Genomic DNA, 15,296 nt, shown 5'->3' on the forward strand with positions numbered 1-15,296 from the left:
CGTGCGCCACACCCTGGCGCACCGGTCGGATTGTGCTAAGATGCCACCAACAACTCCCCGAGCGTTCGCTCATTTTTCCCCCTTCTCTTTCAGTCTCGCCCGTCCGGGCAAATCTGTACCCCTCGTCTATGCACCTGACAGAACTCAAATCGCTTCACGTGTCTGCGCTTCTCGAAATGGCGGCAACGCTCGAGATCGACAACGCACAGCGGATGCGCAAACAGGAACTGATGTTTGCGATCCTGAAGAAGCGCGCCAAGATGGGCGAAACCATCTTCGGAGACGGCACGCTGGAAGTTCTGCCGGACGGCTTCGGCTTCCTGCGCTCGCCGGAGACTTCGTACCTGGCCAGCACGGACGATATCTACATCAGCCCGTCGCAGATCCGCCGCTTCAACCTGCATACCGGCGACTCGATCGAAGGTGAAGTGCGCACGCCCAAGGACGGCGAGCGCTACTTTGCGCTGGTGAAGGTGGACAAGGTCAACGGGCAGCCTCCCGAAGCGGTCAAGAACCGCATCATGTTCGAGAACCTGACGCCGCTGCATCCGAATCGGCCGCTCACGCTCGAACGCGACATCAAGGCGGAAGAGAACATCACCGGCCGCATCATCGACATGATCGCGCCGATCGGCCGCGGCCAGCGCGCGCTGCTGGTGGCCTCGCCCAAGTCCGGCAAGACCGTGATGCTGCAGCACATTGCACACGCGATCGCCAACAATCATCCGGAAGCCGACCTGTTCGTGCTGCTGATCGATGAGCGTCCGGAAGAAGTGACCGAGATGCAGCGTTCGGTGCGCGGCGAAGTGGTAGCGTCCACCTTCGACGAACCGGCCATCCGCCACGTGCAGGTCGCCGAAATGGTGATCGAGAAGGCCAAGCGCCTGGTCGAGCTGAAGCGCGACGTGGTGATCCTGCTGGACTCGATCACCCGCCTGGCGCGTGCCTACAACACGGTGGTGCCGGCCTCGGGCAAGGTGCTGACCGGCGGTGTCGACGCCAACGCGCTGCAGCGTCCGAAGCGCTTCTTCGGCGCCGCGCGCAACCTGGAAGAAGGCGGTTCGCTGACCATCATCGCCACCGCGCTGATCGAAACCGGCAGCCGCATGGACGACGTGATCTATGAAGAGTTCAAGGGCACCGGCAACATGGAAGTGCACCTGGAACGCCGCCTGGCCGAAAAGCGGGTCTACCCGTCGATCAACCTGAACAAGTCCGGCACGCGCCGCGAAGAACTGCTGATCAAGCCGGAAATCCTGCAGAAGATCTGGGTGCTGCGCAAGTTCATCTCCGACATGGACGAAGTGCAGGCCATGGAATTCATCATGGACAAGATGAAGGCCACGAAGAACAACGCGGAGTTTTTCGATATGATGCGCAGAGGCGGCTAAGCCTCGGTGCGGCGTACCGCTTACGGACGCGCCGCAAGATGAACAAGAAGGCGTGCCACGGCACGCCTTTTTTGTTGCCCGATGGGTTTCCTATGCTCGGCAAACTGACTGCATTCCTGCGCACCCGCTCCAAGGCCCGCAAGCTGGAGCACTACGCGATCCCCGACGACCTGTGGGAACGCACCGTCGCCGCGCTGCCGTTCGTGCAACGCTATGGAAGCGAAGATCTGGCCGCGCTGCGCGAGCTGGCCACGCTATTCATTGCGGAGAAGGAATACTCCACCGCGCACGAGCTGCCGCTGGACGACGACATGGTCGTCAGCGTCGCCGTGCAAGCGTGCGTGCCGATACTGAAGCTGGGGCTGGCGTGGTACCGCGGCTGGCATGGCATCGTGCTGTATCCCGGTGAATTCATCATCCGCCGGACCGTGCAGGACGAGATCGGCCTGGTGCACGGCGTGGTGGAGGAAGCCAGCGGCGAAGCCTGGGAGCATGGCCCCGTGATCCTGTCCTGGCCGGACGTGCATACGCCGGGCGCCGGCATCGACAGCGAACACGAGCTGCCGGCAGACACCTACAACGTGGTCATCCATGAATTTGCCCACAAGCTGGACATGCTCGACGGCGAGCCGGACGGCGTGCCGCCCTTCTCGCGCGTGCTGCATCCGGATATCGATGCGGAAGCGTGGGCGGACACTTTCCTCACCGAATACGACCGCTTTGCCGAGGCATGGGAGGCACGCAAGGAATCGGATTGGGAGCATCCCGAACGGCTGCCGCCGGCGCTGCGCGTCATCGACCCGTACGGTGGCGAGGCACCCAGCGAATTCTTTGCAGTGACCTCCGAGGCATTTTTTGTTGAGCCGGGCGGGCTGGCTCGCCATTGGCCGGTTGTCTACCAGTCGCTCGCCTCTTTTTACCGCCAGCACCCCGCTGCGATGTGAGTAAAAAGGCATATCAAGCCTTGCAGGCAGACGGCGCGCGATATACCTGTTCCCCTTCCCCAAGTTATTGTTTTTCTGCCATAATCCCGGTTTGCCCGTTACCGGCAAGTGGTTCGTTCGTCGACGCGTCGTGTTTTCAGCGGTGAATTCAGCAGTAAAGCGCGGATCGCAACGGACTGGCTACCCAACCAGAAAGGACTCATCATGAAAGAAGGCATTCACCCGAATTACCGCGAAGTCGTGTTCCAGGACATGTCCAGCGACTTCAGCTTCATCACCCGCTCGACCATCCAGACCAAGGACACGATCGTGAAGGACGGCAAGGAATACCCGCTGGCCAAGATCGAAGTCTCGTCGGAATCGCACCCGTTCTACACCGGCACCCAGAAGATCATGGACACGGCCGGCCGCGTCGAGAAGTTCCGCCAGAAGTTCGGCAGCAAGCTGGGCAAGGTCGCGAAGTAATCGCTTTCGGCGAACCCCGCTTCGCGCGGCCTGCGGACAGATGCTCCAGGCCGGCGCGAACCAGCAAAGAGGCAGCATCGGCTGCCTCTTTTCTTTTGTGCCCGCCGTTTGCGTGCCACCGGCCGAGCGGCGCCGGCACTATTGTATCCACCGGAATCCCTCACCCGCGTGAGGCTTCTACGGCATGTCACGGCCCTCGCGGCCGCCGCATGCGCGATACTGTGGCCTTCGCGCCATTGCGCCACGGCCCGACCTGAGCATCGATGCGTCAAGCCAATACCTCACCCGTCCAGTTGACCGCTGCCGCGACCGGCGCCCTGCCGCGCGCCCTGCTGCTGGCGATCTGCATCATCTACGGCCTGGTCGGCCTGTTCGGCCGCGATCCGTGGAAGAACGAGGACGCCGCCGGCTTCGGCGTGATGTGGCAATTGGCCACCGGCGGCCTGCATGACTGGCTGATGCCGAATATCGTCGGCCGGCCGTTTACGGAGGACGGCCCGCTGGTGTTCTGGATCGGCGCGCTGATGATCCGCGGCTTCGGCGGCTGGCTGGGACCCACCGACGCCGCGCGCCTTGCCACCGCCCTGTTCTTCTTCTCGACCTGCGCCTGCATCTGGTACAGCACTTACCTGCTGGGCCGGCGCGACGAGGTCCAGCCGTTCGCCTATGCGTTCGGCGGCCAGCCCAATGCGCGCGACTATGGCCGCACGCTGGCCGATGGCGCACTGCTGATCTTCCTGGCCTGCGTCGGCCTGGCCATGCGCGGGCACGAGACCACGCCGCAGGTCGGCCAGGTGGCCTTTATCGCGCTGGCGCTGTACGCGCTGGTGCGCAGCCTCGACAAGCCGCTGATGGGCAGCCTGGTCTATGGCGCCGCGCTTGGCGGCCTGGCGCTGGCCAGCGGCCCCATCCTGCCGCTGGCGCTGCTGTTCGGCACCGTCGTCTGCGCGCTGGTGTGCAAGCCCTTGCCGTGGCAGCGGCTCGCCGCCATCGGCATTCCGCTGGCGTTGCTGATCGTCGCGGCCTGGCTGGCTTCGACTTATTTCGGCGCGACGGACCGCACCGAGGCTGTCACCTTTATCCGCGAATGGGCGCGCTACGACCGGCGCAACTATGGTTCGCCGAACATGCAGACGTTCGGCTTCAACATGCGCAACCTGTTCCTGTACACGTGGCCGGTCTGGCCGATCGCGGCATGGGCATGGGTTGCCTGGGCTGGAATGCGCCGCGCCGCCCATGTGGCCATGCCGCTGGCGGTGCTGCTGCCTGTCGTGGTGCTGCTGTTTCTGCAACGCAGCGGCGGCGACGTGCAGTTCATCCTGCTGCTGCCGCCGATGGCGGTGCTGGCAGCCTTCGCACTGCCCACGCTGGCGCGCGGCGTGATCAACGCGATCGACTGGTTCGCGCTGCTGTTCTTCACCATCTTCGGCGGCACGGTCTGGTTCATGTGGATCGCAAAGACCACCGGCTGGCCGCCGCGCGTAGCGCGCAATGTGTTCCGCCAGCTGCCCGGCTACCAGCATGAGTTCACGATCACCGCGGTGCTGATCGCGCTGGCGGCCACCATTGCCTGGGTGCTGATCGTGCGCTGGCGCCTGTCGCGCGCGCCCAAGCAGATCTGGCGCCCGGTGGTGATCTCGGCCGCCGGCACCACGCTGATGTGGGTGATGGCGATGACGCTGTGGCTGCCGTCGATCAACTACGGCAAGACCTATCGTGACGTGGCCCAGGCCGCCGCGATGGCGCTGCCGCCCGCATACCGGTGCGTGCAGCCGATCCGCATGGGCGACGCGCAGCTCGCGTCGTTCGCCTACTTCGGCCATATCCGCTTTGGCGGCCCAAGCGACGGTTGCGACGTGCTGCTGCGCCACGATGCGGTGGACTATGGCGAGCCCGGCAATATCTCGCATTTCGAATGGCGGCTGATCTGGGAAGGCCGCCGCCCCGCGGACCGCGACGAGCGCTTCCGCATGTACCGGCTGGTCGATACCGCGCGCGCGGTGCACCCGCGCCCCGACCTGCCGCGCCGCCGCCTGCCGCGGCAGCCCTGACCCCACCGGCACGAGCCTCCGCAGCGCACCGCAGCGCCATCGATCCATTCCGGCCGCAGGCGGCTGCGGGCATCGTGCCCGGTCAACGCCCCTGACATTGCCCCTGAGGCCTGAATGACCCTGCTCCAAGACCTTCGCCGCATCTTCAGCCTGGCGGCCCCGGTACTGGCCGGGCAGCTGGCAGTGATCGCCTTTGGTGTCATCGACACCGTGATGGCCGGCCGCGCCTCCGCCACCGACCTCGCCGCCGTCGGCCTGGGCGGTTCGATCTACGTTACCGTCTATATCAGCCTGATGGGCGTGCTGCAGGCGCTGGCGCCCGTCGCCGGCCAGCTCTATGGCGCCGGCCGCCTTGAGGCGATTGGTTCGGAGGTGCGGCAGGCCGCGTGGCTCGGCGCCGCGCTGGCGCTCCCCGGCGTGCTGCTGCTGGCCTTCCCGGCGCCGCTGCTGGCCTTTGCCAAGGCGCCGCCCGAACTGGTCGACAAGGCCACCGCCTACCTGCATTTCGCCGCGTTCGGGCTGCCCGCGGCGCTCGGCTTCCGCATCTATTCGGCGCTCAACAATGCGATGTCGCGGCCGATCATGGTCACGGTGCTGCAGGTCGGCGGCCTGGCGCTGAAGGTTCCGCTCAACGCCTGGTTTATCCACGGCGGCCTGGGCGTGACCGCCATGGGCGGGGCCGGCTGCGGGCTGGCCTCGACGCTGATCAGCTGGGCATGGTGCATCGCCGCGCTGCTGGTCCTGCGCTATGGCGCCGCCTACCAGCCGCTGCGGATCTTTGCGACATGGAGCTGGCCGGCAACCGCGCCGTTGCGCGCGCTGCTGCGCCTGGGCGTGCCGATGGGGCTGACCTACCTGATCGAGATCACCTCGTTCACGCTGATGTCGATCTTTATCACGCGGCTGGGCACGGTCACGCTGGCGGGGCACCAGATCATCGCCAACCTGGGCGCCGTTGCCTACATGCTGCCGCTGTCGCTGGGCATCGCCACCTCGACACTGGTCGCTCAGCATATCGGCGCACGCGATCTCGCCGGCGCAAGCCGCATTGCCTGGCGCGGCATCCGCGCAGCCGTGGCACTGGCCATGCTGACCGGCGCGCTGCTGTGGCTGCTGCGCGAACCGATCCTGCACGCCTATGCGAGCGACCCCGCCGTGGTGGCGGCCGCGCTGCCGCTGGTGCTGTTCGTGGCCTTCTACCAGGCGTTCGATGCCGTGCAGGTGCTGACGGCGTTTATCCTGCGCGCCTACAAGATCGCGGTGATTCCGACGCTGATCTATGCGGGATCGCTGTGGGGCATCGGGCTGGGTGGCGGCTATGTGCTCGGGTTCGGACTGATTGAAGGCCTGCCGGCGTTCACGCACGGGGCCAGCGGGTTCTGGCTGGCCAACAGCATAAGCCTTGCCATTGCCGGCGGATTGCTGGTGCGGTATTTCGCGCGGGTAAGCAGCGCCGACGTGAAGCACTGAGCCCGGCGCTAAGCACTGCGCTTGCCGCAGGCGCGCCACTCTACCGATGTGGGTGAAAATCCTGGAGCTGAAAAGAAAAACGCCCGCTTGCGCGGGCGTTTAATTTGGCGGAGTGGACGGGACTCGAACCCGCGACCCCCGGCGTGACAGGCCGGTATTCTAACCGACTGAACTACCACTCCTTAGTCGGCTGCCACCTCGAGCAAAGCTCTTGGCGACGCGCTGGACGTTTGATTACGCCCTGCTATTTTGGCGTCCCCTAGGGGATTCGAACCCCTGTACTCACCGTGAAAGGGTGATGTCCTAGGCCTCTAGACGAAGGGGACAGAAACTTGTTTTACAACGCGTTTTCTGTCTTGCGCTGGAAAGTCTGCCATTCTAACAGACTTTTTCGCGCCTGGGAAGCATCTTTTTTGACGCCTCCCGAATCCTTGGTGGAGCTAAGCGGGATCGAACCGCTGACCTCTTGCATGCCATGCAAGCGCTCTCCCAGCTGAGCTATAGCCCCATACGGGTAACTGCCTGATACTGCTTTCGCGGCTTTCACAAACTGCTGTATTTGCAGCGAAGTCAGGATTATATATCGATTTCCGCAACGATTGCAACATTTTTTACTGTTGCCGCGGCGATTATCAACATAATCCCTCACACTAAAAGAAAAACCCGCATGGCATTAACCATGCGGGTTTAGTTTTGGCGGAGTGGACGGGACTCGAACCCGCGACCCCCGGCGTGACAGGCCGGTATTCTAACCGACTGAACTACCACTCCTTAGTCGGCTGCCACCTCGAGCAAAGCTCTTGGCGACGCGCTGGGCGTTTGATTACGCCCTGCTATTTTGGCGTCCCCTAGGGGATTCGAACCCCTGTACTCACCGTGAAAGGGTGATGTCCTAGGCCTCTAGACGAAGGGGACAGAAACTTGTCTTTCAACACGTTCCGTCTGGCGCCACCCGATACTGACTGGATGCCACCTAAATCTTGGTGGAGCTAAGCGGGATCGAACCGCTGACCTCTTGCATGCCATGCAAGCGCTCTCCCAGCTGAGCTATAGCCCCATGGTACTGCCATTTACTGCAACTTGCGTTATTTTCGCTGGATTTAACTACCGTTTCAAGCGAAGCCAAGATTATATATCAACTACTAATCTTTGCAAGCTCCCTATTTAACTTTTTCGCTTTTCTCCTTGCTTTCTAAAAAGCGTGGAGACCGCGTAGATCCTTGCGGATCCGTCAGCCCGCTTGGTCAGGGACCGCGCTGCAGGGAGAACGAGATTATGCGCAACTCCGGCCCGGAGCGCAAGCCCCAGGCGCGGATTTTTGCGAGATTTTTTACGCGGCGATACCGGCGCCCAGACGGCGCAGCACCGTGTCGCGGCCGAACAGTTCGAGCACCGCGTCAATGCTCGGCGTTTGCAGCTGGCCCGCCACCAGCAGGCGCACCGGCATGGCCAGCTTGGGCATCTTCAGGCCGAACTCGGCCAGCACTACCTTGAAGGTCGCGCTGATGGCCTCGCGCTTCCACTCAGGCAGCGCGCCCAGCTGGCTGGACAGCGCGGCCAGCGCGGGCTGGATCTCCGGCGTCAGGTGCTCGGCCTTGAGCGCGGCATCCGCCTGCGGCTCGCCGCGATAGAACAGCAGCGCGGCCTGTGCGACTTCCTTCAGCGTGTTGGCGCGGTCCTTCACCAGGGCCACCACGCCGACCAGGTCGGCGCCTTCCACCTTGCCGCCGAGCGCTTCAATGAACGGCTGCGTGAGCCCTGCCAGGCGCTGGTTGTCGCCGACCTTGATGTAGTGGTTGTTCAGCCAGGCCAGTTTTTCCGGGTTGTACTGCGCCGGCGATTTGCCCAGGTGCTCCAGGTCGAACCATTCGATGAACTGCTCGCGCGAGAAGATCTCGGCGTCGCCGTGGGCCCAGCCCAGGCGGGCCAGGTAGTTCAGCACGGCTTCGGGCAGATAGCCTTCGTCGCGGTAGCCGGTCACGGCCATGGCGCCGTGGCGCTTGCTCATCTTCTCGCCCTGCTCGTTCAGCACGGTCGGCAGGTGCGCGTAGACCGGCGCGGTGCCGCCGAGCGCGCGGATGATGTTGATCTGGCGCGGGGTATTGTTGACGTGGTCGTCGCCGCGGATCACGTGCGTGATCTTCATGTCGAGGTCGTCCACCACCACGCAGAAGTTGTACGTGGGTGTGCCGTCCGGGCGCGCGATCACCAGGTCATCGAGCTCGTCGTTGGAGATCTCTATGCGGCCCTTGACCGCGTCGTCCCACACCACGCTGCCGCCGATCGGGTTCCTGAAGCGGATCACCGGATCCACGCCGGCCGGCGGCTCGGGCAGGACCTTGCCCTCTTCCGGACGCCAGAAGCCGTTGTAGCGCGGCTTCTCGCCGCGCTCGCGCTGCGCTTCGCGCAGTGCGTCGAGTTCCGCGGTGCTCATGTAGCAGCGGTAGGCCAGGCCGGCGTCGACCATCTGCGCCACGACCTCCCGATAGCGGTCCATGCGCTGCATCTGGTAGAACGGGCCTTCGTCGATGTCCATGTCCAGCCAGGCCATGCTTTCCAGGATCACGTCGACCGCTTCCTGCGACGAACGCTCGACGTCGGTGTCTTCGATGCGCAGGATGAAGTCGCCCTTCATGCGGCGGGCGAAGGCCCAGGGATAGAGCGCGGAGCGGATATTGCCGAGGTGGATAAAGCCGGTCGGGCTCGGCGCAAAGCGGGTGCGGACGCGTTGGGTCATGGTCAGGGGCAGAAACAAGAAAGCCCGCGCGCAGCGGCGCGCGGGCTGGTGTGTGCAGGCTTTGCATTATACAAGCACGTTCCTGCCGCCCTCCGCATGGCGCCGGGCGTGCGCGGAATCATTTATGCTTGCGCCGGTCTGAGATCGTGCCGGTCGACAGGCATGCCGGCGCAAGACGCATAAAGCAGCGTTTACATCACATGCCACAGCAGTCCCGGCCACCCCCGATTTACTGATCCCGCTTCATGCAACGACGTCATTTCCTCGGCCTCTCCGCGGCCGCCCTGCTGGCGGGCTGCGCCTTCGGCCCGCGCACTGCGCCGCCGGTAGCGACCACGCCCGCCGTCCCACCCACTCCGCGTCCGGTCAAGATCGGCCTGGCGCTTGGCGGCGGCGCCGCGCGCGGCTTTGCCCATATCGGCGTGATCAAGGCGCTCGAGGCACAGGGGATCCATGCCGACCTGGTGACCGGCACCAGCGCCGGCGCGGTCGTGGCCGCGCTGTATGCGAGCGGCCTGGACGGCTTCAGGCTGAACAAGCTGGCGCTGACCATGGACGAGGCGTCGATCGCCGACTGGGCCCTGCCCTTCGGCACCCGCTTCGGCGGCTGGCTCAAGGGCGAGGCGCTGCAGAACTACGTCAACCGACAGGTGCTGAACCGGCCGATCGAGGCAATGAAGCTGCCGCTGGGCATCGTCGCCACCGACCTGAAGACCGGCGAAAAGATCCTGTTCCGCCGCGGCAATACCGGACAGGCCGTGCGTGCGTCGAGCAGCGTGCCGGGCGTATTCCAGCCGGTGTCGATCCAGGGACATGACTACGTCGACGGCGGCCTGGTCGAGCCGGTGCCGGTCGACTCGGCGCGCGCCATGGGCGCCGACTTCGTCATCGCGGTGAATATCTCCGCCGACCCGTCGGCACAGAAGAACGCCGGCCAGAGCGGCGTACTGCTGCAGACCACCGCGATCATGGGCCAGTCGATCAACAAGATGGCGCTGTCGCGCGCCGACGTGGTGATCCGCCCCGAACTGCCCGACATGAGCGGCAGCGACTTCAACGCCCGCAACCGCGCGGTGCTGGCGGGCGAACAGGCGACCGCCGCGGTGATGGCCACGCTGCGGCACAAGCTGGAGCAGGCGCGGCTACAGCCGGCCGGCACGGTGGCGGCGCAATAGCGACGCATAGCGGCGCCCGACGCGGAAAACAAAAAGGACTGCCGCGGCAGTCCCTTTCCTTTGTGGCGTTGCGTTGAAGCTCAGCCGCCGTACATGGTGGCCCGTACGGCCTTGGGATCGTAGCGCTTGAGCGTCTCGACCATGTCGCCGAGGCTTTCGCTGCGGCTGTTGCCATCGTCCTCGATACGGCGCGCGCCGTTGTAGCGCGTCACCCAGTACGCGGCGCGCATGTCGTCGACACGGATCTTGCTGCCCGTCGAGGGGGCGTGCACGAATTTGTTGTCGCCGATATAGATGCCGACGTGCGAGAAGGTCTGGCGCATGGTGTTGAAGAACACCAGGTCGCCCGGACGCAGGTCGCTGGTCGCCACGTTGGTGCCGACACGGCTGATTTCGACAGAGCGGCGCGGCAGCATGAAGCCGAAGGTGTCATGGAACACGTAGCGGACAAAGCCGCTGCAGTCGAGGCCGGATTCGGGGCTGTTGCCGCCGAAGCGGTAACGCACGCCGATCAGGCCCAGCGCGTTCATGACCAGGTCGCCAGCCTTGCTGGCAACGTTGCTGGTGGAATTCACCATCGACGACAGCAAGCCACGCTTGCCTTCCGCATGCGAGTCCGCGGCCGGGGCCGTGGCATCGATACGGGCGTCGGCGTCCTTGAACACCGTGTCCGCCAGCACTCCATTCGACACAGTCGCACCGCAGGCAATGGCAATTCCGACGGCGGCGCGCGCCAGGGAATGAAGCACCGATCGCTGCATTGGTTCTCCCGTTGAACGTTTCCAAAGCAAGCCCCGGCACAAGGTCCGGGGCTGCTGGGTATCTGTGTACAGCGTGTGCACCACGCCGGTACTACGGGGAGGACGTAACGCAACATCCGCGCCAGGCAGAGATGACGCTATTGCGTCACGACCGCGCCGAAACCGCGCCGATAAACCGCGCCGACAATCGCACCGTCAACGTGCACTGCGCGATTCAATGCGTCGGACACACCACCCCCGAAAGTAGTACTCGCCGGATGGTAAAGGGTTGTCATTCACATGTCAAAGTTCGTTACAAATTCGCCGGATTTGACTTGCGAATCAACGATATAGGCCGAATTTTGCATCTTGTTTATCGGATTGCGCATATCAAAACGCCGCCAGTCCGGCGGCGCAAAAAGCGATGCTGCGACGCACTGCGGTCAGGCAGCACCAACCTGCGCCGCGGCCATCAGCTTGCGGGTATAGGGATGCTGCGGCGCACCGAGCACGGCCTCGGTTTCCCCGGTCTCTACCACCTCCCCCGCCTTCATCACGATGACGCGGTGCGCCATGGCCCGGATCACCGCCAGGTCGTGGCTGATAAAGAGATAGCTCAGGTTGTACTTGTGCTGCAGCTGGGACAGCAGCGCCAGCACCTGCTGCTGGATCGAGACGTCCAGCGCCGAGGTAGGCTCGTCCAGCACCAGCACCTGGGGCTTGAGGATCAGCACCCGCGCGATCGCGATGCGCTGGCGCTGGCCGCCGGAGAACTCGTGCGGATAGCGCCCCAGCGCGGTGCGGTCGAGCCCGACTTCGCGCAGGGCGTCGATCACGCGCTCGCGCGTGGCCTCGCGCGACAGGCCGGGCTGGTGCAGCGCCAGCCCTTCGCCGACGATCTGCTCGATGGTCATGCGCGGCGACAGCGAGCCGAACGGATCCTGGAACACCACCTGCATGCGCGAGCGCAGCTGGCAGCGGTCCTTGCGCGTGGCGTCGTCAAAGCTGCGGCCAAGGAAATGGATGGTGCCGGCGCCCTTGCGCTGCAGCGCCAGCACGGTATGCGCCAGTGTGGTCTTGCCCGAGCCGGATTCGCCGACGATGCCGATGGTCTCGCCTTCGCGCAACTGGAAATCGACATCCTTGACCGCCGCGAACTGGTCCTTGCCGAACCAGCCGGCCACGCCACGGCGCTTGCGCGCGTAGTTGACGCTGAGGTTGCGCGCCTCCAGCAGCACCGGCGCCAGCGGCACCAGCGGCAGCACCTCGCGCTTCGGGCGGCTGTCGATCAGCTTGCGCGTGTACGGGTGCTGGGGCGCGGCAAACACCTGGGCGGTCTCGCCGGTCTCGACCAGCACGCCCTTCTCCATCACGCCCACGCGCTGGGCAAATGAACGCACCAGGTTCAGGTCGTGGGTGATCAGCATCACCGCCATGCCGAATTCGGCCTGCAGGTCGCGCAGCAGGTCCATGATCTGCGCGCGGATGGTCACGTCCAGCGCCGTGGTGGGCTCGTCGGCCAGCAGCAGCTTGGGCCGGCACGCCAGCGCCATGGCGATCATGGCGCGCTGGCGCTGGCCGCCGGACAGCTGGTGCGGGAAGCTGTCGAAACGGTGGGCGGCGTCGGTGATGCCGGTGCGCTCCAGCAGCGCGATGGCACGCTCGCGCGCGGCGCGGCGGTCCAGGCCTTCATGCAGCGCCAGCGTTTCGACGATCTGGTTGCCGATGGTGTACAGCGGGTTCAGCGCCGTCATCGGTTCCTGGAAGATCATCGCGATCTCGGCGCCGCGGATTGCCCGCATCTCGCGGTCGGAGACGTCGAGCAGGTTCTTGCCTTCGAAGCGGATCGCGCCGTCGTAGTAGGCATCTTCAACCAGGCGCAGCATGGCCAGCGCGGTCACGGTCTTGCCCGAGCCCGATTCGCCGACCAGCGCGTAGCGCTCGCCGGCGCGCAGGTCAAAGCTGACCTCGCGCACCGCGCGGGTGGCATGTTCGCCGTGACCGAAGGTGACGGACAGCTTGTCCACGCACATCAGCGTGGAGCCAGGCGCGGGGATCTCGGCGGGGGCGAGGCCGGTGGCGGCCTGCAGCAGCGGCGACACGGCGCTCATGGCGTGACTCCCGGCGCCGGCGCCGCCGGCGCGCCGGCCGGGACCTTGGGTTCGACCCGGCCACGCAGCGCGGCCAGGCCCAGGCGGGTGTCGAAGGCATCGCGCAGCGCGTCGCCCATGAAGGTCAGCAGCATCAGCGTCACCACCAGCACGGTGAAGGTCGACAGCGAAATCCACCAGGCATCGAGGTTGCCCTTGCCCTGCGCCAGCAGCTCGCCCAAGCTGGGCGTGGTCGGCGGCACGCCAAGGCCAAGGAAATCCAGGCTGGTCAGCGCCAGGATCGCCGCGCTCATGCGGAACGGCAGGAACGTGATCACCGGCGTCAGGCTGTTGGGCAGGATATGGCGCCACATGATCTGCACGTTGGACAAGCCCAGCGCGCGCGCCGCCTTGACGTAGTCGAGCGAGCGGTTGCGGTAGAACTCGGCGCGCACGTAGTCGGACAGCCCCATCCAGCCGAACAGCGACAGCAGGATGATCAGCAGCGCCAGGCTGGGCTCGAAGATCGAGGCGAAGATGATCAGCAGGTACAGCTCGGGCATCGAGCTCCAGATCTCGATGGCACGCTGCGAGAACAGGTCGAAGCGGCCGCCGAAGAAGCCCATCAGCGCCCCGGTCAGCGTGCCGATCACCACGCCGATCACGGTCAGCGCCAGGCTGAACAGCACCGATACGCGGAAGCCGTACAGCAGCCGCGCCAGGATGTCGCGGCCACGGTCGTCGGTGCCAAGCCAGTTCTCGGCCGACGGCGGCGCCGGGTTGGGCTCCTTGGCGAAGTAGTTCAGCGAGTCGTACGAATACCGGTTCAGCGGGAAGACCGCGAAATTGCCGTCGCTGGTGATGCGGTCGCGGATAAACGGATCGAGATAGTCGGCCTGCGTCGGGAAGTCGCCGCCGAAGGTCGTCTCCGGGTAGGTCTTGACGATCGGGAAGTAGTAGTCGCCGTTGTAGCGCACCACCAGCGGGCGGTTGCTGGACAACATCTCCGCGCCCAGGCTCAGCACGAAGATGGCGACGAAAATCACCAGGCTCCAGTAGCCGCGGCGGTTGCGGCGGAAGCGCTGCCAGGCGCGCTGGCGCGGCGAGGGCGAATGCGGCAGGCCGTTGGGCACCGCGTGCGAGAACGGTTTCATCGGTGCAGGCCCTCGAAATGGATGCGCGGATCGACCAGCACGTAGCAGACGTCGGAAATCAAGCGCGTGACCAGCCCGATCAGCGTGAACAGGTAGAGCGTGCCGAGCACCACCGGGTAGTCGCGCCGCAGCACGGCCTCATACGACAGCAGGCCCAGCCCGTCGAGCGAGAACAGTGTCTCGATCAGCAGCGAGCCGGTGAAGAAGGCGCCGATAAAGGCCGCCGGAAAGCCAGTCACCAGCGGGATCAGCGCGTTGCGGAACACATGCTTCCACAGTACGCGGCGCTCGCCCAGCCCCTTGGCTCGCGCGGTCAGCACGTACTGCTTGCGGATTTCCTCCAGGAAGGCGTTCTTGGTCAGCATGGTCACCACCGCGAAGCTGCCCACCACCGAGGCGGTGATCGGCAGCACCAGGTGCCACAGGTAGTCCATCACCTTGCCCATCAGCGACAGCTGTTCCCAGTTGTCGGAGGTCAGCCCGCGCAGCGGGAACCACTGCACGAAGGTGCCGCCGCCGAACAGCACCAGCAGCAGCACGCCCAGCACGAAGCCGGGAATCGCATAGCCGACCAGCACGACGATGCTGGTGACCACGTCGAAGCGGCTGCCCGCCCGGATCGCCTTGGAGATGCCGAGCGGCACCGATATCAGGTAGGTCAGGAAAAACGTCCACAAACCCAGGCTGACCGACACCGGCAGCTTGGACTTGACCAGCTCCCACACGCTGCGGTGCTGGAAATAGCTCTGGCCCAGGTCGAACTGGGCGAAGCGCTTGAGCATCAGGAAGTAGCGCTCCAGCGGCGGCTTGTCGAAGCCGTACAGGGCCTGGATCTCCTTGATCTTCTCCGGGTCGACGCCGCGGCGGCCGCGGTATTCGGCGCCGCCGCCGCTGGCTTCGCCAGCGCCGCCCCGCCCTTTCAGTTCCATCATCATCTGCTCGACCGGGCCGCCCGGCACGAACTGGATGACGACAAAGGTCAGCGTGATGACGCCGATCAGCGTCGGGATCATCAGCAGGATGCGCTTGAGCAGGTAGGCAAGCATCGGCCGGTCCTTGTTCCTTTAGCTAATCTGCAC

General features: G+C 65.0%; 11 protein-coding genes and 6 tRNA genes. 6 read left to right on the top strand and 11 right to left on the bottom strand.

The genetic code is table 11. The features are described from left to right. Positions 1-128: 128 nt before the first annotated feature. The 5 genes from rho (at position 129) to E0W60_RS21470 (ending at position 6,321) form a co-directional block, all read left to right on the top strand. Positions 129-1,391, top strand: coding sequence for a transcription termination factor Rho (gene rho / locus E0W60_RS21450; RefSeq protein WP_042886485.1), 1,263 nt, complete (start codon positions 129-131; stop codon positions 1,389-1,391). A 92-nt stretch (positions 1,392-1,483) separates the two neighbouring features. Further along, a complete protein-coding gene (locus E0W60_RS21455; protein ID WP_135705519.1) occupies positions 1,484-2,335 on the top strand; it encodes a M90 family metallopeptidase in 852 nt (283 codons plus the stop codon). Between the two features lie 204 nt (positions 2,336-2,539). Next, entirely contained in the window at positions 2,540-2,800 is a 261-nt protein-coding gene (locus E0W60_RS21460) for a type B 50S ribosomal protein L31 (protein WP_133096124.1), read from the top strand. Positions 2,801-3,063: 263 nt separating this feature from the next. After that, complete coding sequence (locus E0W60_RS21465; RefSeq protein ID WP_133096123.1) at positions 3,064-4,851, top strand: ArnT family glycosyltransferase; 1,788 nt, start codon at positions 3,064-3,066, stop codon at positions 4,849-4,851. Between the two features lie 114 nt (positions 4,852-4,965). Next, positions 4,966-6,321: an MATE family efflux transporter gene (locus E0W60_RS21470; protein WP_135705520.1), complete on the top strand. Its 1,356-nt coding sequence runs from the start codon at positions 4,966-4,968 to the stop codon at positions 6,319-6,321. Between the two features lie 105 nt (positions 6,322-6,426). Here the strand turns inward: E0W60_RS21470 and E0W60_RS21475 are convergent. The 7 genes from E0W60_RS21475 to gltX form a co-directional block, all read right to left on the bottom strand. Beyond that, positions 6,427-6,503, bottom strand: a tRNA-Asp gene (locus E0W60_RS21475). 68 nt (positions 6,504-6,571) lie between these two features. After that, positions 6,572-6,647 (bottom strand) — tRNA-Glu (locus E0W60_RS21480). A gap of 106 nt (positions 6,648-6,753) precedes the next feature. Next, positions 6,754-6,829, bottom strand: a tRNA-Ala gene (locus E0W60_RS21485). A gap of 186 nt (positions 6,830-7,015) precedes the next feature. Next, a tRNA-Asp gene (locus tag E0W60_RS21490) sits at positions 7,016-7,092 on the bottom strand. 68 nt (positions 7,093-7,160) lie between these two features. Then, positions 7,161-7,236 (bottom strand) — tRNA-Glu (locus E0W60_RS21495). Positions 7,237-7,302: 66 nt separating this feature from the next. Next, a tRNA-Ala gene (locus E0W60_RS21500) sits at positions 7,303-7,378 on the bottom strand. A 273-nt stretch (positions 7,379-7,651) separates the two neighbouring features. Further along, positions 7,652-9,058, bottom strand: coding sequence for a glutamate--tRNA ligase (gene gltX, locus E0W60_RS21505; RefSeq protein WP_133096121.1), 1,407 nt, complete (start codon positions 9,056-9,058; stop codon positions 7,652-7,654). A gap of 245 nt (positions 9,059-9,303) precedes the next feature. Here gltX and E0W60_RS21510 point away from each other — a divergent pair, with 245 nt between their 5' ends. After that, the gene (locus tag E0W60_RS21510) at positions 9,304-10,233 is read left to right on the top strand and encodes a patatin-like phospholipase family protein (RefSeq protein WP_135705521.1); all 930 of its coding nucleotides are present in this window, start codon (positions 9,304-9,306) and stop codon (positions 10,231-10,233) included. 80 nt (positions 10,234-10,313) lie between these two features. On the opposite strand, the gene E0W60_RS21515 is transcribed toward E0W60_RS21510, so the two are convergent. The 4 genes from E0W60_RS21515 to E0W60_RS21530 form a co-directional block, all read right to left on the bottom strand. Further along, positions 10,314-10,994, bottom strand: coding sequence for a C40 family peptidase (locus tag E0W60_RS21515; RefSeq protein ID WP_135705522.1), 681 nt, complete (start codon positions 10,992-10,994; stop codon positions 10,314-10,316). A gap of 422 nt (positions 10,995-11,416) precedes the next feature. Next, positions 11,417-13,084 (bottom strand): ABC transporter ATP-binding protein, encoded by a 1,668-nt coding sequence (locus E0W60_RS38100; protein ID WP_135705523.1) that lies wholly within the window; start codon positions 13,082-13,084, stop codon positions 11,417-11,419. Then, positions 13,081-14,217: an ABC transporter permease gene (locus E0W60_RS21525; RefSeq protein ID WP_133096117.1), complete on the bottom strand. Its 1,137-nt coding sequence runs from the start codon at positions 14,215-14,217 to the stop codon at positions 13,081-13,083. Before E0W60_RS21525 ends, E0W60_RS38100 begins: the two co-directional genes overlap by 4 nt. Continuing rightward, on the bottom strand, positions 14,214-15,263 hold the full coding sequence (locus E0W60_RS21530; protein ID WP_133096116.1) for a microcin C ABC transporter permease YejB: 1,050 nt from the start codon (positions 15,261-15,263) through the stop codon (positions 14,214-14,216). Before E0W60_RS21530 ends, E0W60_RS21525 begins: the two co-directional genes overlap by 4 nt. Positions 15,264-15,296: the final 33 nt, after the last annotated feature.

This window comes from Cupriavidus oxalaticus (assembly GCF_004768545.1).
Classification (GTDB): Bacteria; Pseudomonadota; Gammaproteobacteria; order Burkholderiales; family Burkholderiaceae; genus Cupriavidus; species Cupriavidus oxalaticus_A.